The sequence below is a fragment of the Thermosynechococcus sp. B3 genome, assembly GCF_030323045.1.
In the GTDB taxonomy this organism is placed as follows: domain Bacteria; phylum Cyanobacteriota; class Cyanobacteriia; order Thermosynechococcales; family Thermosynechococcaceae; genus Thermosynechococcus.
The window spans coordinates 945,977-966,953 of record NZ_CP097584.1; the positions used below are offsets into that span (position 1 = coordinate 945,977).

The window sequence follows — 20,977 nt, forward strand, 5'->3', positions numbered from 1 at the left end:
GGACTATACCTCGCGGGGGGACTGCTCGATCAGGGACTTCACACCCTCAATCGTTGCCGGGATACTGCTGGGATCCATAAATAGTACTTTACTGCTATCACTATGGCCAATGGTGCGTCCCATATCTAAATAGCCCTGAGCAAGGAGAAACTGGAGCGCTTCCTTGGCCTTGGGATCTTCGCGCAGTGCTGCGGCAATAATTTTCATTGCTTCTGCAGTTCCTTGGGCACGCAAAATCTGATCTTGGCGCTCAGCTTGGGCACGCAACACCACCACTTTTTGTTCTGCTTCCGCTGCCAGAATAGTGGCTTTTTGTTCGGCCTCGGCGGCTAACACTTGAGCTTCCGCTTTACCTCGAGCCGAGTTGATCGCTGCTTCCCGCTCCCCTTCAGAGGTGAGAATCGCAGCCCGTTTTTTGCGCTCCGCAGACATTTGCAGTTCCATTGAGTCTTGAACCGCCTTCGAGGGGGCAATATCCCGCAGTTCCACACGGGTCACCTTCACCCCCCACGGATCTGTAGCAATATCGAGATCCCGCAGGAGATTCTCATTCACCTGAGTACGAGCGGTAAAGGTTTCATCCAGCTCTAGCTTCCCCATTTCTGCTCGAATCTGCGTTTGCACCAGATTCACCATTGCCATCTTCAGGTTTTCCACCTTGTAGTAGGCGCGCTCCATATCAATAATCCGCCAGTAAACAACGGCATCCACCGTAATCGTCACATTGTCACGGGTGATACACTGCTGCGGCGGAATATCTAAGACCTTTTCCCGAGTCGTTTGCTCAAAGACCACGCGATCAAGGAGCGGCACTGTAAAATTTAGCCCCGGTTCCAAGCGACGGCTATAGCTGCCTAACCGCTCCACCAAGGCCATATTGCCCTGATTGACAATGCGCACAGAGCTACCAATAGCCCAGCCCCCAAACCCCAGTAGAAACAGGAGGCCAAAGAGTTCACCCATAGTTTCCGTTCCTGAATCAGTTCACTACTACTCTAGGAGCTGGCGGTCTAGGTTGGGCTACAGCAGCGGCTAATTCATAATTTGTTACTCGCCTTTAGCTGACCTAGGAGTGCTGATTCTGGCACCATGGAGCAAGGATTTTGGTTAATACCCAGAAGTGTTGAATCCTGCAACAAAACTTAACATTTTAAGTGACCAGTAGCTCTGGCTGCCAATCAAAGCTCCAATGCACTATCGAGCAGCGACGACTGAGTTCCAGTTGCAAATATCGCAATTTGTCTAATAGCTTCTTCCCAAAGTATTAAGGTATCTCCACCAGCTCTAAAATTAAATAGGCAATTAAAACCATATAAATCTGATTTATCACCCCGTTCAAACTCTTCGTAATCAACTTGTCTAATGATAAATGCATCTTCAGAAATTTCCATAGGTTCTCAATCGCCCACCGATGCCGATATAACTCACTCACTTCCTCATCACTCAGCTCCTTTAGATTTGTCGCTATACGAAACTCCGTTTGATTCTCGTCAAAAAATTGAACCACGCGATATCTCTCATGATTGAGCTTCATTCTCATGTTATTCTTGATACGTACAACAAATGAGCACTTCCTCTCACTCAGTCGCTCTAAAAATTGCCAGCTCGCAAACCCTCTATCCATGATTACAACAGTATTCTCAGAGATCATTTCTAGAATCTCCTCTTGAAAGCTCAAGTCATGTCTCTCCCCAAAAGAAATCACCGCTTTACCTATGATGTTCTCTGTTAAATCAAATCCCGTAATTAACTTCACTTGATGATATTTATAGAACCAAAAGAGTTTACTGGTCAGGGTAATGATGGTTGAATCGATAGGAAACAGCGTCATGCTTGAAGTACGATGTCTCTTTTGAGCTTGAGACATCAGTTGAGTGTAAATCCCCTCAAATAAGCGGGTTGTCCGAGTTTTGTTGGCTTTGGAAAACGTTGACATATCCACTGTAATCCCTGCATGATTCAAGCGATAAAATAAGGCTCTCATACTGGTTAACCCTTGGTCGAGAACGTAGGTCAACCAGATTTTGAAGAACAATTGAGAGTTCAGCACGGGGTAGTCACAGGGGCTGAGCCGATTGAGAATGGACTTGACAAGAGTTGCAAAAGATGCCATAGTAAATTGATTTTTTCTTCTTCTTTTAAGGGAAGAATATGACATTTCTTCCCTTTTTTCTAGCCTCTCAAACTATCTTTCAACACTTCTGAACCAAATGCTATTATTCTTTTTCTGCTTCGCTTGACGACAGGGGAAGGTGTGCCGTTTCTCTTCATTACACGATTAGTGCCTTTTGCGATACTTCTCGGTATTGTCCTCTACGATGTCGATACGATAAATTGATGCCACTGCCAGCACCGCCTAGCGCTCATATTCAAGTTAAACCTTGGCATAACAGGCTTCCGTGCGAGGATTTCTACCGAGAAGTTGCCAGTACCGCAGGTGGGTTCCAAGAAAGGCGAGTTAATGCGTTCGGTTTCTGGCTGGACTAAATCTAGCATGGCCTGCACGATGTGCTGGGGGGTGAGACTTCACCATGGTCAGGAACGCGGCGTTTGGATTTGACAGTTTTTTCCACGGGGACTTGCTGTCAAGGACTAAATGAGGAGGACTTCCTGCTCTCTATTATTTGGGCGCCGCTGCTGTCAGTACTTCGTGCCCCTCGGTGGTGACTAAGACATCGTCTTCGATGCGCACACCAATGCCGCGCCAGCGATCGCCAATCTCAGGTTGACCCTCAGCAGGAGTTGCTTCGGGGTGAATATAGATTCCCGGCTCCACTGTCAGCACTTGACCTGGTTGCAGGGTAACCCATGTCTCTTTGTTGTGCTTGTAAAGACCGACATCATGGACATCGAGACCCAGCCAGTGACCGGTGCCATGCATAAAGAAGGTGCGATATTTCTGGGTATTGTTCTCTTTGCCTTCGTTGATCAGATCGTCAATCGCTCCCCGCAGCAGGCCAAGGTCAACCAGACCCTCAACGATCACCCGCACAGCCGCATCGTGAATTTGGTTGTAGGTATTCCCCGGTTGCACCTGCTCAATGGCCGCCTTTTGGGCAGCAAGCACAATCTCATAGATGGCTCTTTGCTCGCCACTGAACTGGCCACTCACAGGAAAGGTGCGGGTAATATCAGCGTTGTAGTAGCGATAGGCACAGCCAGCATCAATTAAAAGTAAGTCTCCTGCTGCCATTTGCCGTTGGTTCTCAGTGTAGTGGAGCACACAGCTATTGGGCCCTGAAGCCACAATGGAAGGGTAGGCCGGGCCATCGCCCCCCCGTAGGCGAAAGAGATGCTCCATCTCCGCCTGAATTTCATATTCCCAGCGTCCGGGGGCAGCCACTTCGCGGGCACGCTGATGGGCTTCGACAGTGATGGCGATCGCTTGGCGCATCAAGGCCAATTCTGCTGCTGATTTAATTTGCCGCATCGGTGCCAAGAGAATACTGGGATCGGCGATCGCCCGCGGCCCTGTGCCCCGCTTGGGTAGGGTTGCTAAAAGCTGTTGATAGTGCTTGAGAATCAGTTGATTAAAGCGCTCATGGTGACCAAAGTGGTAGTATAGGGGGTCGCCAGTTTCCAGATAGCGCGGCAGGTGCTGCTCTAGCTCGCCAATGGGATACACCGCATCGGCGCCTAATTGCTCCTTGGCTGCTTCTACCCCAAGGCGTGCCCCTGTCCAGATCTCTTGGCTGAGATCCTTGGGCTGCACAAAGAGAACATAGCGATGCTCACTGTGGTTGGGCGCAAAAACAGCAACGGCCTCTGGCTCATTAAAGCCCGTGAGGTAATAAAAGTTACTTTCTTGGCGAAAGTTGTAGTCCACATCATTATGCATGATGGCGCGCGGGGCACTACAGAAAACAGCGACACCCGTGCCCAATTTCTCTAAAAACTGCTGCTGTCGTTGCTGGTACTCTGTTTTCATCGCGCCTTGAAAAGTGGGTCAACCCTTGGGAATGATGACCCTGAAGTGGTTTGGTGGGGGCGGAGGGACTTGAACCCTCACGACTTGTTTAAGGTCAACGGATTTTCATCCTCCTGCCGCTTTCGCGACCACCCCTTGGGTGTTGAGGATTGGACTCTCCCTTTACCCGCGTAGAGGATCTACGGTAGGGTAGCTCCCGTCGAGTCTCTGCACCTTCCGTTTCTGGAGGAATGATCCATGGGAAACGGCTTGGCTCAGGATTGCCCTATTTGCCCTATGGACAAACGTAGGTTTCCCTGAATTTGAGAGCATTCACTTAATAGATTTCTCTACTAAGGCTCAATTGCTTAAGTCCGCAGCGTCTACCATTCCGCCACGCCCCCTTCAGTACCGCTACTATACCACCTTGGCTTTGGGGGATGCAATTCCTACCGGCGTTGGTAATAAGCCCGCAAACCCTCGAGGAGCCGCTGATTTTCGCTGTCACGGCGCACCGCCACTCGGAAGTAGGAAGCGCCCAATTCGGGAAAGCTGCAACAATCGCGAATCAAAATGTGATGCTGCTGGAGGAGGTAGGTTTGCAGGGGCAAAATGGTGTCCGTTGCTTGCAGGAGTAGAAAGTTTGCCTTGCTCTCGGTCACCACCTTCAGTTCGGGCATATTATTTAAGGCCGCCGCAAAGGCATGACGCGCTGGCGGTAACCATGCCCAAGTCTGTTCCTGAAAGGGGCGATCGCCCAAAGCTGTGACACCGGCAATGATTGCCAAGCAATTCACACTCCAGGGATCGCGCCACGATCGCCAGCGTTGCCAACGTTCTGGAGCCGACACCCCATAGCCGAGACGCAGACCCGCCAGACCATAGAACTTCGTCAGCGATCGCAGGATGATTAAATTGGGGTACTCAGGTACAGCCGCGATGAGAGACTCGCTCGCTGCCGGCGGCAAAAAGTCCATAAAGGCTTCATCCACGACCACTAAGGCACCCGTCTCTAGCAAGGGCTGGAGCTGATTCCGCGACCAGAGCTGTCCACTGGGGTTATGGGGATTGTTAATGAGGATGGCATCTTCAGGGGTTAGGGCAGGCGCGATCGCCCCAAAGCCGCTTTGCACCTGGGCTAGGGGAATCGGCACAATTGGGCAAGCAAAAGCCGCCAGTGCCCGCCGGTAGTCAGCAAAGGCAGGAGTAATAAGATAAATCTGCTGGCGATCGCCACACTCGCGACCTACCCAAGTCAATAACTCCGCCGCGCCGTTGCCCACCAAAAAATAATCCTTCGGTAGTTGATGCAGGGCGGCAAGGGCATCCACCAAGGGACGGCAATCGGGATCGGGATAGTCACGAATCGTGGGCAGCGCCGCCTGAAGGGCGGCTATCACTGAGTCAGGAGGTCCCCAGGGGTTGAGACTGGCGGAGAAATCCAAAATCGCATCGGGAGCACAGCCAGCGATCGCTGCCGCCCAAGCTAAATTGCCACCGTGGCGGGGGGGCATTCAGACTATTTTTTCTTGCCCTTGGCCGCCGGTTCAGGAGCCGCCGGCGGTGCAACTTTTTCTTTGAAAAGTTTCCCTGCTGAAAAGGCGGGAACGGTAGTTGCTGGGATTTGCATTTTTTCTTTGGTTTTCGGGTTGCGTCCTTCACGGGCTTTGCGCTCCCGCGGTTCAAAGGCACCAAAGCCCACTAGTGTCACTTTTTCTCCCTTGGCCACGGCCTCCATGATTTCCTCAACGGTGGCTGAGATAATGGCCTCAACTTGCTTTTTGGTGACGTTGTTGGTGCTATGGGCACGACTAAACACAGCATCCACGAGTTCAGCTTTATTCATGGGGATCACTCCACAGAAACATTAAAGGTTGTTAATTGAGGAACAAATGGGTGAAAGGCACGAAACCCTTGCCTCTGCTTGCTTTCAAGCCTCATTCTAGAATAGCCAGACCCCAACTGGAACCCTGAAACCTTTAAGATATGTGGTTTTCAGCCACTTTTATCCATTAGAAATTTCTCAAACCCTTGATTCATCAGTCTTTTAGCCTATTCCATCCTCTTTGCAGGGATAGTTTGGGGCAGTGACAGTTGTTAGAAAAATTAACAAATCACGGTGTCCCAAGGTCTGAATATCGCCCCAGAGAACAAAAAAGCCCCATGGCTGAGACGATGGGGCATTCACAAATTTCATGAATTTAATGCTTGGATTCGGAGGATTTGATCACAGCGTATTGGCGATGATCTATCCCCTAGGCATCATCCAAGGCGGCAATACCAGGAAGTTCTTTGCCTTCGAGGAGTTCAAGGCTGGCGCCACCACCGGTGGAGATGTGGCTCATGCGATCGGCAACGCCCACTTTTTCCACAGCAGCTACGGAATCGCCACCGCCAATAATCGTGGAGACGCCCTCACTGGTGAGGTCAGCCAAACAGCGGGCGATCGCCTCCGTGCCCTTAGCAAATTGATCAAACTCAAACACCCCCATTGGGCCATTCCAGATCACTGTTTTGCAATCCTTGAGCGCCTCTTGAAAGCGCTTGACGGAAGCAGGCCCAATATCCAGACCCATCCAGCCATCGGGAATCGCTTCGATACTGACCACTTGACTATTGGCATCGGCGGCAAAGTTATCCGCCACCACGACATCTGTGGGCAAGAGCAACTCCACCCCTTTTTCTTGGGCTTTGGCTTCGAGGTGTTTGGCTAGCTCCAACTTGTCTTCTTCCACCAAGGATTTGCCCACATTCAGCCCCCGCGCTTTGTAGAAGGTGAAGATCATGCCGCCGCCGATCAGCAATTTATCCACTTTTTCTAAAAGGGCTTCAATCACGCCAATTTTAGAAGAGACTTTCGATCCCCCCACAATCGCAGCCAAGGGACGGCGGGGATGCTCAATGGCGTTTTGGAGATATTCCAGTTCTTTCTCAATCAAAAAGCCCGCCACGCAGGGACTGAGGTATTGCGTCACCCCAGCAGTTGAGGCATGGGCGCGGTGCGCAGTGCCAAAGGCATCATTGACATAGACTTCTGCACAGGCCGCCAGTTGCTTGGCAAATTCAGGATCATTTTTTTCTTCCCCCGGATGGAAGCGCACATTCTCCAGAAGACAGACATCCCCATTGGCCATTGCTTGGGTATGGGCCACCACGGCATCACCAATGCAGTCATCGAGCTTGGCCACGGGTTTGTGGAGCAGTTCCGAGAGCCGCTGAGCCACAGGAGTGAGGCGCAGTTTATCATCCACACCCTTGGGACGGCCAAAGTGGCTGACAAGAATCACCTTGGCACCTTTGCTGATCAGGTCTTGAATGGTGGGCAGTGCGGCGCGGATGCGAGTATCGTCAGTGATGACGCCATTCTCATCGACGGGAACGTTAAAATCCACCCGCACGAGGACACGCTTTCCTTCTAAGTCGGCAGCCGATAACTGCGCTACAGATTTTTTAGACACGCTAGAGCCTCCTAAATGCGTTAAAACATGGATGATAGTACTAGGGGCATAACAATCCCAGCCAGCGATGGAGTGACCCGTTACAGAACCCTCACCTGACCCTCATTCTACCCAAGGGCGTGCCCTTCCACTTGACTCCAATGAGGTGAACTCTATGTTCAAAACCATTCTTTTTCCCATTGACCGTAGCCGTGACACCCAAGAAGCCATACCTACCGTGGTGGAGATGGTGAAGTTGTTTCAGAGTCAGTTGTTTTTGCTATCAGTGGAGGAAAGCCCTGAACCGGATGCGGAATTAGAAGCAGCGATTACAGAATTTTTGAATCGTGCTAAGGAGGCCTTTGCCCAACACGCGATTGCGGCGGAAACTTTGCTACGGCGCGGCAAACCGGCCTTTGTGATCTGTGATGTGGCCGATGAGATCAATGCCAGTTTGATTATTATGGGTTGCCGAGGAACGGGCCTGACCCCAGAGGGGTTTCAAGAAAGTGTCAGCAACCGCGTGATTAATTTGGCGCCCTGTCCGGTCTTGGTGGTGCCCTAGGCGCTGCGTAACTGAATCTTGCGGAGGTTAAAGTTTCGTCACAGGTGGCCTAGCCCTTGGGGCGATCGCCGATGATCTAAGGAAAGTGAATGTGTTGTCTTGTGGTTGATCTGCATGCTGAATCCAACAGATGTGACGCCGACCGTGTTTTCCCCTGCTGCTGATCAACTGCAAGCCCTTGGGGTGTACGTAACCATCCATGGCCATTTCTATCAGCCCCCCCGCGAAAATCCCTACCTCAATGCCATTGAACACCAACCCAGTGCCCAGCCGTTCCACGATTGGAATGAGCGTATTTACTACGAGTGCTATCGCCCCAATGCCTTTGCGCGGATTCTCAACGATCGCGGTGAGGTCATTGATATTGTCAATAACTTTGAATACCTCAGCTTTAATATCGGTCCGACGCTCTTTAGTTGGCTCGAACGCTACGATCTTGAGGTCTATCAGCGCATTATTGAGGCTGATCGCCACAGTTGTCAGCGCTTCAATGGCCACGGCAACGCGATCGCCCAAGTCTATAACCACATGATTTTGCCCTTGGCCAACTACCGCGACAAACTCACGCAAATTCGGTGGGGCAAGGCGGACTTTCGGCGGCGGTTTGGCCGCGAACCGGAGGGGATGTGGCTGGCGGAAACGGCCATTGACTATGAAACCGTAGCCGCCCTGATTCAAGAGGGGATTCGCTTTACGATTTTGGCGCCTTCCCAAGCCCAACGCTGTCGTCCCATTCTCGCTGACGGTGAAAGCGAGTGGATTGAAGTCAGTGGCAGCCAAATTGATCCGACCCGTCCCTATCGCTGCTATTTGCCGGAGGGCGATCGCCAGCGGGATTACCTCGACATTTTCTTCTACGATGGCCCCATTTCACGGGACATGGGCTTTAGTGACCTGCTCAGTAGCTCGCAGTTTCTAGTAGGACGCCTAGGGCAGGCCGTACGCGGCGATCATCGCCCCAGTCAAATCATTGCCGTTGCCACTGATGGGGAAACCTTTGGCCATCACAAGTATGGCGGTGAAAAAGCCCTCGCCTATGCCTTTAAGGTAGAAATTCCCCGTCGAGGCTGGCAGATCACTAACTTTGCCTACTACCTCAGCCTGTTCCCGCCCACATGGGAGGTGGAACTCAAACCCGTCACGGCGTGGAGTTGTGCCCATGGCGTGGATCGCTGGCAGGACAATTGTGGTTGCGGTGGCGGAGGCGAGTGGCAGCAACTGTGGCGACGCCCCTTGCGGGAGGCGCTGAACTGGCTGCGGGATGAGCTAATTGACATTTATGAAACGCTTGGGGGCGAGCTATTTCAGGATGTTTGGGCTGCCCGCGATGCCTATATTCAGGTGCTGGGCGATCGCGCCCCGGAGACCCTGCATCGTTTTTTGGCACATCACCAACGCCGCCCCCTGAGTCAAAGCGAGCAAATTGATGCCCTGCGTCTGCTGGAGATGCAGCACCATGCCCTGCTGATGTTTACCAGTTGTGGCTGGTTCTTTGATGAACTCTCGCGGCCTGAGGGGGTACAAATTCTCCGCTATGCGGCACGGGCGATCGAACTGGCGGGAGATGTGGCAGGGGTGCAGTTGGAACCGGAGTTTATTGAGCGTCTGGCCGCTGCCCCCAGCAATGTGCCCCAGTTTGGCAATGGGGCAGCAGTCTATCACCAGTTGGTGAAAACGGCTCAAATTAGCTTGCAGCAGGTGGCCGCCCACTATGCTATGAGTTCCCTCTTTAACAGCTACCCCCGCCAACACCAGCTCTACTGCTATGAGATCGAGCAGGGGGATTATCATCTCCAACGCATGGGCAGCCTGACCTTGGCGATCGGCCAGATTCAACTCACCTCGACGATGACAACCGAGTCCCAACTGCTGATCTTTGCTGTCTTGCACTTGGGGGGCTGGGATTTCCACTGTGGGATTCAACCCTTCCAAGGGCGGCGGGAATATAGCCAGATCAAGACCCATCTCCTGCAAGCCTTCCAACAGGGGAGTGCAGCACGGGTGGTGGTGGCAATTACGGAACGCTTTGGGGGGGTAGCCTACAGCTTGGATGATCTCTTTGCTGAGGAACGACACCGTCTCATGGGGGTGCTGGCGCGGGAAACCCTTACGCGCTTGGATCAGCTTTATACCCAAGTCTATCGCGATAACTACGGTATCCTGATGGGGTTTCAGCGGGATGGCCTGAGTGTGCCCCAAGAATTGCAAGTCGCGGCAGCGGTGGCGTTGACCCATCGTGCCATTAGCCATTTGCGGGGTTTAGAGCAAGACCTGAGCGATCTCAGTGATTTGCCCTTGGCGGATCTACAAAACCATTTAGCAGAATTGGCGGCGATCGCCCGTGAAGCACGGTTGTTGGGTTGTCACCTTAGCCTTCAAGAGCAACAGCGACTCCTTGAGCAGCAAATTAGCACTGGATTGCGTTATCTTGCCCACCACCTCGACAGTGACACCCTTGGCCAGTTGAGTCCCCTGCTGCAGGACTTGATCACCATTGGCGATGCCTTAGGTTTGAACCTGAATCTGGATCGGGCACAGGAACAGCTTTATACCCTGATGGGTGAACTGCGGCAGAAGGGCAGGCACCTCAGCGAGGGCGATCGGCGGCACCTACAAACCTTAGCTATCCGCCTCAAGGTTGATCCCCAACTATTGGTTGCCCTCTCTTCCTAGGGAAGAATCTCCGTTAAATCCAGCACGAATCCAGGGAGCAGGTCTTCCCCAGAGAGGTGCCGAGGGGCGATCGCGACTTCAGGGGGTATTTGAGAACGGTAGATTTCTACCCGTTGATTTTGCGGGTCAATCAGCCAGCCTAGGTGCAAACCATTGTCCAGATATTCGCGCATTTTGGCTGCGAGTGGCCGCAGATCATCACTGCGCAGCTCAATCACAAAATCGGGACAAAGCGGTACAAATCCTTGCCGTTGTTCGGCGGTCAAGGCGTGCCAGCGATCGCTTGGAATCCAAGCAACATCGGGACTGCGAATGGCGCCATTGGGCAGCTTAAATCCCGTCGAGGAGTCAAAGGCAACGCCCAATCGGGATTGCTGATTCCAGAGGTACAGTTGAACAGCTATTTGAAGATTGCGCCTGCCGGTTTCTCCACCTGTGGGGGGCATAATGATTAATTCTCCACGGGGCGATCGCTCCAGCCGCAGATCAGGGTTTTGGCGGCAAATTGCGGCAAACTGCTCATCGGTTAGTTCCAGCACCGGTTGTAGGGCGATCGTCAGCATGGCTGAGCAGCCTCTCATCGCGTTTCCACTACCCCAGTTCTAGCAAATTAGGAAAGTTGCCTCTGGCCAGACCAAACCTACGTCCAGTTTCGTTAAAATCAGCGAACTAGCCCCATAGGCTGGCCTAGGTATCACCCAAAAAGTGTGTGAGGAGTACGTATGTCGTTAACGTCGCCAGAAATGGCTGAGGCGTTTGGTGCCGCTTCTGAACGCGGACTAATTCCCCGAGTCTTGCAACCGGCGTTGCACTGGTGGTTATCTGCGCAGTTGGAGCAGGCAACAGGCTTGGAAATTCAAATTCAAGGGGGCGATCGCCAGATTTTGCGGGGATACTTACCCCACGTGCGCATTGCCGCAGCAAGAGCCAGTTATCGCGGTATTCAATTGCGCCAAGCAGCCGTCCAAGCGGAACAGATTCAGATTAATCTAGGACAAGTGTTGCGAGGCAAACCCCTAAAACTCTTGGCACCAGTGCCGGTACGCGGGGAACTAATTCTCAACCAAGCCGATCTCAACGCCTCTTTGGGGGCGCCGCTCCTGCAATCCGGCCTACGGGAACTGCTGAAATTGCTCGATCAGCGCGGCTTGGGCAAAGCAGGGGTCAATCTGCAAGAGTGGCAATTGCGGCGTACGCAGGCAGAATTGGGTGCTGGGTGCCTCAAACTGGTGTTCTCGATGGTGAATGCCCAAGGGGAGCAGGCGGATTGGCATTTGATGACCCAGGTGCGCTTGCAGGATGAGCGAACCCTCTGCTTAGAAAAGGTGCATTGGCAAGGGGAAGGTGACCCTCATCCCACGGTGGCCATTGATTTGGGTGAGGGGGTGGCCATTCAGGAGTTGCGGCTAGAAACGGGTGCCCTCAGGGTGCAGGGAATGATTTGCATTTATCCCTAGGTTGCTCAGCAACGCTGCTACGCGTCCTAAATCCTTGATTCCCGGTTGGCTTTCCACACCACTGGCTAGGTCAATCCCTTGGGGTTGGGTTTGGGCGATCGCCTGCCGACAATTTTCGGGCGTAATACCCCCCGCCAGCCACCAAGGGCAAGGAACGTGTAACGCTTTGAGGAGCGTCCAGTCAAAGGGCTGTCCCGTGCCTCCCAACTGCTGCGGATGGTAAGCATCCAAAAGAATACGATCCACAATCGGGGCGTAGGCGGGAATCTCAGCGAGGCTGGCTGCCGATCGCACCCGCAGGGCTTTGATCAACACAATATTAGGGAAAGTATGGCGCACCTGTTGGCAAAACTCGGGCGATTCGCTGCCATGAAGCTGTAGTGCCTGTACCCCTGTGGTTGTGACTAAGTGGGCTAATGCTGCTAAATCGAGATTGGCAACCACAGCAACAGTCAGCACTGAGGGGGGCAACTGCCGACAAATCTCGGCAATGGTTGCTGCGGGGACATAGCGGGGGGAATGGGGCACGGTAATAAACCCCAGGGCACTGACGCCCATTTGGGCGATCGCGATCGCCTGTTCGGGTAGAGTCAAGCCACAAATTTTGACAGTAATTTTGGCAGGGACAGTTGAGTTAAGCATTTGTAACGAGATGCACCATTTTGTAAAGAACTAGCGGTGGGCGATCAGGCCGTTCCGTATAATTCATGGGCAATTGTACCCATTTAGGAGGAACCATGGTGTTAGCCACGCTCCCCGATACCACTTGGACGCCGTCTGTGGGTTTGGTGGTGATCCTCTGCAACCTGTTTGCGATCGCCATTGGCCGCTATGCCATTCAATCACGGGGAAAAGGCCCCGGTTTACCCGTTTCCTTGCCCGCCCTCTTTGAAGGCTTTGGTCTGCCGGAATTGCTGGCTACTACCAGCTTTGGCCACATTTTGGCAGCAGGTGTCGTCAGCGGCCTACAGTACTCCGGTGCCCTCTAGGGTCGGAATACCCTTAGCAATCTGACGGGAAAGGAAGGGCAGTACCTCCGTATTCTTGCTGGCGGTGCAATTTTCCGTAAAAACCACCAAGGTATAGGGGCAATGATTGGGGAGTTCAATATAGGCCGCATCGTGGCGCACCCAACTGGTGAGTCCCGCCTTTGACCACAACTTTGCCCCCGGCGGTAGCCCTTCCCCCAAAAAGCCCTGTACTTGGTTTTCTGGATCCTCGGCCAAAAGCTCTGGATCGAGGGAACGCTCCATCAGTTCCATCATTGCTTGACTGGCACTGGCAGAGACGGCTACGCCCCCCACAATGCTATGGATCAGCTTGGCGGTTGCATTGGTTGTCAGACGATTGGCATTCTGGCGATCGCGCCCGACAAATTCCTGCTCTCGTCCATAGGGGCCATCACACCACGTTTTTTGATTCACGTTGATATTAGTTAGCTCTGGCCACCCTAAGGATTGAAAATAGCGATTGACGATATTGCGCTGGTATTGCCATGTGCGAAAAGGTTCCGGTGGCAGCACTGGGCCACTGGTCGTCCCTGTGAGCATATCCACCACCAACCCTGTGGCATCATTGCTAGAATCCACAATCATATCCCGCAGGGCGCGTGCTAATTCCGCATCCGGCTGGAGCATGCCACTATGGAGCCATTCATGACAGGCCACCAGATAAAACAGCTTCACCACACTGGCCGGGTACATCAGCACATCACCCCGATAGTGGGCGCCGGGAATCGAATACTGCCAAAATTCTGCTGCGGTCAGCGCTCCGCCCGTATTCACGGGAATGGGGGGTGGATACACCAATAAGGTCAGGGCAATGTCCTCTTGTCCCAGCCAAGGAAAGTGTTGCCATGTCGCTTGGAGTGTCCGCGTCACCAAATCCGTGAGATAGGTGTTGGCCTGAAAAAAAATCATTATTTCACTCCTACTCTGGCGATCGCTCGACCCCATTGCGGGCACCGGAATAGACCAAGCCCCGTTCCACATCCATAGTGAGAATCGTGCCCTCGCGGATCAGGCGGGTGGCATTTTTGACCCCAACAATCACTGGAATCCCCAAGCGCAACCCCAAGACCGCCGCGTGGCTCGTCAGGCTATCCTCTTCGGTAATAATGCCTGCCGCTTTGCGAATGGCTTCCACCAATTCAGCACTGGTGCGCTCGGCTACCAAAATTTCGCCACTATTAAACGTGCGAACTGGCATTCCTGCGTGTACCACCCGCGCCGGGCCACTCACCGACCCATGACCAATGCCACAGCCGCGTCCCATCACCGAGGTGACGAGTTCCACCTTGATCATATCCGTGGAGCCAGAGACCCCTTGCAGCGTGCCAGCGGTCATCACCACTAGATCCCCTTCCTCTAGGAAGCCCCGCTCCTGTGCCGCATTAATGGCTGCCTGAAACGACTGCCGCATCGAGGGATGATCCAGAGTCAGCAGTGGTTCTACCCCCCAGACTAACTGCAAGCGCCGTGCCACCTCGATATGGGGCGTTGCCGCCAAAATCGGAATTTGGGGACGAAACTTGGAGACATTGCGGGCTGTAGCGCCGCTCTTGGTTTGGGTAATGATGGCTTTGGCATGAAGTTGTGCTGCCACCTGTCCCACCGCTTGACTAATGGCATTGGGAATGGAACGCACCGCTATGGACTCAGCCACGGGCGGTTGCCGCAGTTGGGGTTGGTTGTCGATGCGGGCGGCAATCGTGGCCATCATCTTCACTGCCTCGACGGGGTATTCCCCCATGGCCGTTTCATTGGAGAGCATCACGGCATCGGTGCCATCGAGAATAGCATTGGCGACATCGGAAATCTCGGCACGGGTAGGGCGGGGGCTTTTCACCATGCTGTCCAGCATTTGGGTGGCCGTAATCACGGGAATGCCCAAGCGGTTGGCGGCAGCAATCAGCCGTTTTTGCAGAATCGGCACCTCTTCGGCGGGCAGTTCCACCCCCAAATCACCCCGTGCCACCATCACCCCATCACAGAGGGAAAGGATGGCATCCATTTGCTCAATGGCCTCGTGCTTTTCGATTTTGGCAATCACCGGCACCTGCTTCCCAGCGTTGGCAATCAGTTCTTTGATCTCCAGTACATCTTGGGGATTGCGAACAAAGCTGAGGGCCACCCAATCCACCCCTTGATTGAGGCCAAACATCAGATCTTCACGATCTTTTTCTGTCAGGGCTTTAATCGAGAGGTAAACCCCCGGAAAGTTCACACCCTTGGCATTGGAGAGCGTGCCGCCAACAACCACTCGGCAATGGAGTTCACCCGCGTCTTTATCCACTTCTTCCACGAACATTTCCACGCGGCCATCGTCGAGCAAAATTGTGGCGCCGGCGGGAACCTCCTGAGCCAAGGGGGGATAGGTAATGGAGCTAATGTGCTGATTGCCCATGATAGAGCGACTCGTGAGGGTAAAGCGATCGCCCCGTTTGAGGGAAATGGAGCCCTGTTCAAACCGCCCGAGGCGAATTTTGGGGCCTTGCAAGTCCTGCAAAATGCCCACAGGTTGCCCCAACTCATAGGAAATTTGGCGAATCAGGCGGATGCTGCGCTGGTGATCGTCGTGGGTACCATGGGAAAAATTCAGGCGCAGGGTAGTCGCTCCCGCTTGGATAATGGCGCGCAGTTTATCGGGATGGCTAACCGCTGGACCAATGGTGGCGACAATTTTAGTGCGGCGTTGCAACGGCTGGTTCGACATATTTAACTTAATCGTTAGGCCTCAACAGGTTACCCTATTTTGCTTGACATGGGGAGATACGCAGGAGCGTTTTGGACATTGTCCTACCCACGGTAACGGCTGTTGGTGGCAATTGAGTCCTGTTTCTAGCCTACAGCGATCGCTCCCCCCTTGAGGGAGGTGCAGCGGCTATAATTTGAGAATAATTCTCGCCCGTAACAGCCTGCCTATGACGACTTCTTCCCTGCCTACAACCGCCAAAATGGAGGCAATGAAGCACGGCCTACCGGTAACTATCATTACCGGGTTTCTCGGTAGTGGTAAAACCACACTCCTCAATCATATTCTGACTAATCAACAGGGACTGAAGACCGCCGTCCTTGTCAATGAATTTGGGGAGATTGGTATTGATAATGAGCTATTGGTGACCCAAGATGAGGGCATGGTGGAGCTCACCAATGGCTGTATCTGCTGCACGATTAACAATGACTTGGTGAATGCGGTTTATCGAGTGCTTGAGCGCCCCGACAAGGTGGACTACTTGGTGGTGGAGACAACGGGCTTGGCGGATCCGCTGCCGGTGGCTCTGACCTTTTTAGGAACAGATCTGCGGGATCTCACCCGTTTGGATTCAATTATTACGGTGGTGGATGCGGAGAACTTTAGTCTTGATCTTTTCAATAGCAGCGCTGCCCAAAGCCAAATTGCCTACGGTGACATTATTCTCCTCAACAAAGCAGATCTCGTCACTGAGGAACGCTTGCAGGAGTTAGAACGGCGAATTCACGAGATGCGGGAGGGGGCGCGGATCATTCGCACGGTGAAGGCGCAAGTGCCCCTGCCCTTGATTTTGAGTGTGGGGCTGTTTGAGAGCGATCGCTACTTCCATCCCGAGCATGAACACTCTGATCACGACCAAGACCATGAGTGTGACGAACACTGTGATCATGGCCATCATCACCCTCATCATCACTCCAATCACCTTGAGGAGGATGGCTTTACTTCCGTGTCTTTCCAGAGCGATCGCCCCTTTGAACTGCGCAAATTCCAGTATTTTCTGGATCACCAACTCCCCGAATCCGTCTTTCGTGCCAAGGGCATCCTTTGGTTTAAGGAAAGTCCCCGCCGCCACGTCTTTCACCTCAGTGGTAAGCGCTTTAGCCTCGATGATGAGGAATGGAAAGGCGATCGCAAAAATCAACTGGTTCTCATTGGCCAAAATTTGGATCATCCAACCCTGCTGACCCAGTTGGCTGCCTGTGTCACTGACGCATAACCCCCAATCATGGCCAAGCAACGGCGCAAGGGAGACCTTCCTAGCAAAATTTGTCTGGTCTGTGGGCGGCCTTTCCAATGGCGCAAAAAATGGGCAAATTGCTGGCCGGAGGTCAAGTACTGTTCTGAGCGCTGTCGGCGGCGGCGCTCCCAAGCCCAAAGTTAATGTGCTTTTGCTGAATCAAAAGGAATGGTTCTATGAAAGTTGCCTATATTTTTGCCACTGACATGGCCAGCACCTTTAAGTTGGCAACCATGGTTTTACCGCAGCTGGAGCGGGGCGATCATGGCGCTGAAGTGGTGGGTATGATGTTTTTTGATGATAATCTCTTTTGTTTGCGTTTAGGGGATCCCGTTGGTGAGCGCTTAGCCCGCATTGCCAAGGAACAGGGGATTTTACTCATGGCCTGTGATCAGTGTGCGGTGCGCCGTGGTTTGGCCGAAGGAACATTTGACGAATGTGGCACCGGTTCTGTCAAAGCCAAGGGGATGGTTGAAGGGGTAGTGTGTGGCTGCTTTCCGCAGTTTTATGCTAGCCTTGCAGGAAGCGGACTCGATCAAGTCATTACCCTTTGAGTCTCTGCTGAGGAAGATGAGTCAACCGTCAGTTGTGTTTTCCAGCACCTTGGTCTGTCCCCATTGTCACACGAAGCAAGCGGAATGGATGCCCAGCGATGCCTGTGTCGTGCTCTGGGAGTGTCCCCAATGTCATGCCCACCTCAAACCCAAGGCGGGGGACTGTTGTGTCTTCTGTAGCTATGGCACGGTTCCTTGTCCATCGCGGCAGCTGGAACACACTGGCGATCGCTAGAATTGGGGGTTGCTATCCCCTGAGGAAACCGCTATCGTGGGGGCGCTTTTGCCTCCCGTGAGTAACTGTATGCAGGCAATCTACGACTGTATTGTGGTGGGTGGGGGTGCTGCCGGCGGGTCAGCCGCCTATCATCTCGCTTGCCGCGGACGTCAGGTTTTGGTTCTAGAAAAATTGGCCTTGTCCCGCTCAAAGCCCTGCACTGGAGGGGTTTCACCCGCCATTGCCCAGTGGTTTGATTTTGATTTTCAGCCCGCCATTGCCGATACCACCCGCACTGTGCGCTACAGTTGGCAGCTCAGGGATGCCATTGAAGCCGAGTTAAGCATTCCCGAACCCATCTGGATTGTTGATCGCACGGTGTTTGATCAGTACCTGTTGCAGCAGGCACAACAAAAGGGTGCGGTTGTTACAGATCAGACCGAGGTTACTGGGATTACCTTCCAAGCAGATCACTGGCAGATCCACACGGCAACCACGACCTATGGCGGGCGGTATCTCATTGCTGCCGATGGTGCCAATAGTCAAGTGGCTCAGTGGCTGGGGTTTAAGCCCAAAGTGGTGCGCACTGCGGCGGTGCTGACCATTCCCAATCTAGGGGGGGATCGCGCGGCGCATTTTGAATTTGGCCTCGTGAAAAATGGCTACCTCTGGAGTTTTCCCAAGGGAGATCAGCGAACGGTGGGGGTTGCTGTTGTACGGGGGAGCGATCGCCCCAATTGGGAACCGATTTTGCAACAGTATTGTGCTGCCCATGGGCTGCAGTTGGCCGATTATGCCATTCAATACCATCCCCTGCGGGTATGGGAGGGTCAGCAACCACTCCATACCCCCCATGCCCTCCTTGCGGGTGAAGCCGCTGGTCTTGTGGATCCCTTTTCCGCCGAAGGCATTCGTCCGGCTCTCTACAGTGGCATGCGGGCTGCTGAAGCCATTGATGCGGCTCTTGCTGGTGAAGTGGATGCCTTGGCCACCTACAGCAAAACCTTGCAGGAGGAATGGGGAGCGGATTTAGTGTGGGCGCAACGCCTCGCAGCACTCTTCCATCGCATGCCGAAGGTCGGCTACCACCTTGCCATGAAACGCCCCTCCGCTACCCAGCGGCTGGGTCAAGTCCTCTGTGGTGAGTTGCGCTATCGCGATATTGCCGGCCGTGCCATCCAACGGCTCAGTAGTTCCCTGATTCCCGGACGTTAGATCTCCACTTCAATGGCGGTGGGCTGATTGGGGGCGATCGCCAGTCCCTTGCGTAGGCCAAGAATCCGAAAGACCTGAATTTTGCGCTCTTTGCCCTTGAGTTCCAAAGGTCCCCATGCCTCGACCTCGTAGCGATCGCCGAGATACTCCAGGGTTTCCTGTGCCACTAAAATCCGACAGGGGCTAGGCTGGCGGTGCTTGTCCACACTCTCAAGGCGCGAGGCGGTATTCACACTGTCGCCAATCACACCGTACTCGAGGCGATTTTTACTACCGAGACTGCCGACCACAATCGGACCTGTGTAGATCCCCGCCCGCATCATCACCTGCGGTAGCCCTTGAGCCGCCCATTCACGATTCAGTTCCTCTAGCAGTTGTCCCAAGGCCAAGGCACAATCCACGGCATTGCGGGCATCAATGGCAATTCCTTCGCGGCTGGTTCGTTTAATGGGCACGCCAAACACGGCCATAATGCCATCACCGGTGAACTTATTAATCACGCCGTGGTAGCTTTGTACCACATCCGCCACTTTTTCTAGATAGGCATTGAGCCAGTTAAAGAGTTCCTCCGGTTCCATACCTTCAGAAATGGTGCTAAACCCCTTCAAATCAGTAAAAAGCAGTGTGGCAATCAGGCGTTGGCCGGGCAACTTACCATCCTTGAGGAGTTCATCGCGCCGTTCCCACATGGCGGCGGCAATTTCTGGGGAGATACTTTGACCCAAGAGGCGCATCACCATTTGCCGTTGCTGTTGGGCTTGCTGTGCGGTATAGCTGACTACCCCGCCACTGCCAAGGAGGAGGGTCAATGCCGGCGGTACAAGGGGCACCCAGCCCAACTTGAGAAATAGGCCGTAACAGGTGAGCAAAAGAAGTAGTAGAGCCGTTGCCACTGCCGTTGCTAAGGCTAGAGGATGGCGCACTCGCCAAGCAAGGATGGCACCAATCAATGCCCAAAGAACAATCCAAACATTCTCGACACTGTTGGGCCAAAACCAAATGACGGCGCGATCGCCCAAACCCGCATCAATGAATTGCCCCACCATTTGGGCGTGGATAAACACCCCTGCCATGCGCTGATTGTCCCGCAGGCCGGAACTAAAGGGGGTATAGAAAAAGTCTTTGCCACTTTCGGCAATGTTGCCAATGAGAACCACGCGATCGCGAATCAATGCAGGAGCAACCCGCCCATTAAGCACATCCTCCAAAGGTACCCACGTCACTGCCCGCTGATCACCGCGATAGTTGAGCATAACCTGATAGCCCGCTGTATCTGCCCCCACATAGCCACCATCATTGGGTTGCAGGGGTGTGAAAATGCTTTGTCCTAACTGCATTACATTGGGATCGGCATCACTGCTGCGAGGCTCAATTCCCTCATCCGCCAGATACCGCAGCGCTAGCCGCAATGAGAAGGAGTACAGTGTATTCCCCTGATCGTCCGGCAAAAAGAGTAAACTGCGACGGACAATGCCACCGGCATCAACCGTGACATCATTAAATCCCACCTGATCGGCACTGAGGGCAGCCGGCGGACGAATGGTTGGGTGAGTAGCATCCCCTAGTTTCGTGACCGCAAAGAGGCGATCAGAATTCAGCCAAAGGCGGTTTAGCGCTTCATGCCCCGGCGGTACAGCAAAATCGCGGTAAATATCCAAGCCAATGGCACGGGGTTCATGTTTGAGGAGTTGTTTTAGAGCTTGGGCGTAGATCTGATCCGGCAGCGATAGGGAGCGGTAACGTTGAATATCGGCTTCGGTGACTGCCACCACCAATAGTCGCGGATCGGGGCCGGGCATGGGGCGCAATTGCATCAGGCGGTCGTAGGCACCCAATTCCAGTGGTTGTAGCCAACCCATTTGACGAATCCCAATCACCACCGTGCTGGCGATGGCACTGGCCGCCAGAATCAGGCCGAGATCGGCAAAGGTGCGGCGAAAATGGGACAATAGGGGCAACATA

19 protein-coding genes and 1 pseudogene are annotated in these 20,977 nt (G+C 53.5%); 9 read left to right on the plus strand and 11 right to left on the minus strand.

Annotated features, from left to right (window positions below):
- Nucleotides 1-3: 3 nt before the first annotated feature.
- The 6 genes and pseudogenes from M0646_RS04820 to M0646_RS04845 all read right to left on the minus strand — a co-directional run bounded on the left by M0646_RS04820 (nt 4) and on the right by M0646_RS04845 (nt 7,365).
- Nucleotides 4-963, minus strand: a complete 960-nt coding sequence (locus M0646_RS04820) for an SPFH domain-containing protein (protein WP_149818658.1) — start codon at nt 961-963, stop codon at nt 4-6.
- Between the two features lie 187 nt (nt 964-1,150).
- Nucleotides 1,151-2,113 (minus strand): annotated as a pseudogene (locus M0646_RS04825) (transposase).
- A 507-nt stretch (nt 2,114-2,620) separates the two neighbouring features.
- The gene (locus M0646_RS04830) at nt 2,621-3,928 is read right to left on the minus strand and encodes an aminopeptidase P N-terminal domain-containing protein (RefSeq protein ID WP_286649923.1); all 1,308 of its coding nucleotides are present in this window, start codon (nt 3,926-3,928) and stop codon (nt 2,621-2,623) included.
- 428 nt (nt 3,929-4,356) lie between these two features.
- Complete coding sequence (cobD, locus tag M0646_RS04835; protein ID WP_149818663.1) at nt 4,357-5,421, minus strand: threonine-phosphate decarboxylase CobD; 1,065 nt, start codon at nt 5,419-5,421, stop codon at nt 4,357-4,359.
- Nucleotides 5,422-5,426: 5 nt separating this feature from the next.
- Nucleotides 5,427-5,753 carry an HU family DNA-binding protein gene (locus tag M0646_RS04840; protein ID WP_190278230.1) on the minus strand — a complete coding sequence of 109 codons (327 nt, stop codon included), beginning with the start codon at nt 5,751-5,753 and terminating at the stop codon, nt 5,427-5,429.
- Nucleotides 5,754-6,162: 409 nt separating this feature from the next.
- A complete protein-coding gene (locus M0646_RS04845) occupies nt 6,163-7,365 on the minus strand; it encodes a phosphoglycerate kinase (RefSeq protein WP_149818667.1) in 1,203 nt (400 codons plus the stop codon).
- Between the two features lie 154 nt (nt 7,366-7,519).
- Between M0646_RS04845 and M0646_RS04850 the strand changes: the two genes are divergently transcribed.
- A complete protein-coding gene (locus M0646_RS04850) occupies nt 7,520-7,909 on the plus strand; it encodes a universal stress protein (RefSeq protein ID WP_149818669.1) in 390 nt (129 codons plus the stop codon).
- Between the two features lie 114 nt (nt 7,910-8,023).
- Complete coding sequence (locus M0646_RS04855; RefSeq protein ID WP_286649924.1) at nt 8,024-10,582, plus strand: DUF3536 domain-containing protein; 2,559 nt, start codon at nt 8,024-8,026, stop codon at nt 10,580-10,582.
- Here M0646_RS04855 and M0646_RS04860 read toward each other — a convergent pair.
- On the minus strand, nt 10,579-11,163 hold the full coding sequence (locus M0646_RS04860; RefSeq protein WP_226972016.1) for a Uma2 family endonuclease: 585 nt from the start codon (nt 11,161-11,163) through the stop codon (nt 10,579-10,581). The genes M0646_RS04855 and M0646_RS04860 overlap by 4 nt on opposite strands.
- A gap of 141 nt (nt 11,164-11,304) precedes the next feature.
- Here M0646_RS04860 and M0646_RS04865 point away from each other — a divergent pair, with 141 nt between their 5' ends.
- Complete coding sequence (locus M0646_RS04865; protein WP_149818673.1) at nt 11,305-12,039, plus strand: DUF2993 domain-containing protein; 735 nt, start codon at nt 11,305-11,307, stop codon at nt 12,037-12,039.
- Here the strand turns inward: M0646_RS04865 and M0646_RS04870 are convergent.
- Complete coding sequence (locus M0646_RS04870) at nt 11,989-12,681, minus strand: phosphoribosylanthranilate isomerase (protein WP_149818675.1); 693 nt, start codon at nt 12,679-12,681, stop codon at nt 11,989-11,991. The genes M0646_RS04865 and M0646_RS04870 overlap by 51 nt on opposite strands.
- Nucleotides 12,682-12,776: 95 nt before the next feature.
- Between M0646_RS04870 and psaK the strand changes: the two genes are divergently transcribed.
- On the plus strand, nt 12,777-13,028 hold the full coding sequence (psaK, locus tag M0646_RS04875) for a photosystem I reaction center subunit PsaK (RefSeq protein WP_226972017.1): 252 nt from the start codon (nt 12,777-12,779) through the stop codon (nt 13,026-13,028).
- Here the strand turns inward: psaK and M0646_RS04880 are convergent.
- Nucleotides 13,005-13,958 (minus strand): serine hydrolase, encoded by a 954-nt coding sequence (locus tag M0646_RS04880; protein ID WP_149818679.1) that lies wholly within the window; start codon nt 13,956-13,958, stop codon nt 13,005-13,007. The two genes, psaK and M0646_RS04880, sit on opposite strands and share 24 nt — an antisense overlap.
- Before the next feature lie 10 nt (nt 13,959-13,968).
- The gene (gene pyk / locus M0646_RS04885) at nt 13,969-15,753 is read right to left on the minus strand and encodes a pyruvate kinase (RefSeq protein ID WP_286649925.1); all 1,785 of its coding nucleotides are present in this window, start codon (nt 15,751-15,753) and stop codon (nt 13,969-13,971) included.
- Nucleotides 15,754-15,961: 208 nt separating this feature from the next.
- Between pyk and M0646_RS04890 the strand changes: the two genes are divergently transcribed.
- The 5 genes from M0646_RS04890 to M0646_RS04910 all read left to right on the plus strand — a co-directional run bounded on the left by M0646_RS04890 (nt 15,962) and on the right by M0646_RS04910 (nt 19,015).
- Entirely contained in the window at nt 15,962-17,008 is a 1,047-nt protein-coding gene (locus tag M0646_RS04890) for a GTP-binding protein (protein ID WP_286626855.1), read from the plus strand.
- 9 nt (nt 17,009-17,017) lie between these two features.
- Nucleotides 17,018-17,173, plus strand: a complete 156-nt coding sequence (locus M0646_RS04895; protein ID WP_149818685.1) for a DUF2256 domain-containing protein — start codon at nt 17,018-17,020, stop codon at nt 17,171-17,173.
- Nucleotides 17,174-17,205: 32 nt separating this feature from the next.
- Entirely contained in the window at nt 17,206-17,583 is a 378-nt protein-coding gene (locus M0646_RS04900) for a SaoD/DsrE family protein (RefSeq protein WP_149818687.1), read from the plus strand.
- A 16-nt stretch (nt 17,584-17,599) separates the two neighbouring features.
- Nucleotides 17,600-17,818, plus strand: a complete 219-nt coding sequence (locus tag M0646_RS04905; RefSeq protein ID WP_286626857.1) for a GDCCVxC domain-containing (seleno)protein — start codon at nt 17,600-17,602, stop codon at nt 17,816-17,818.
- Nucleotides 17,819-17,887: 69 nt separating this feature from the next.
- Nucleotides 17,888-19,015: a geranylgeranyl reductase family protein gene (locus M0646_RS04910; protein WP_286627161.1), complete on the plus strand. Its 1,128-nt coding sequence runs from the start codon at nt 17,888-17,890 to the stop codon at nt 19,013-19,015.
- On the opposite strand, the gene M0646_RS04915 is transcribed toward M0646_RS04910, so the two are convergent.
- Complete coding sequence (locus M0646_RS04915) at nt 19,012-20,976, minus strand: adenylate/guanylate cyclase domain-containing protein (protein ID WP_286626859.1); 1,965 nt, start codon at nt 20,974-20,976, stop codon at nt 19,012-19,014. The genes M0646_RS04910 and M0646_RS04915 overlap by 4 nt on opposite strands.
- Nucleotide 20,977 lies beyond the last annotated feature (1 nt).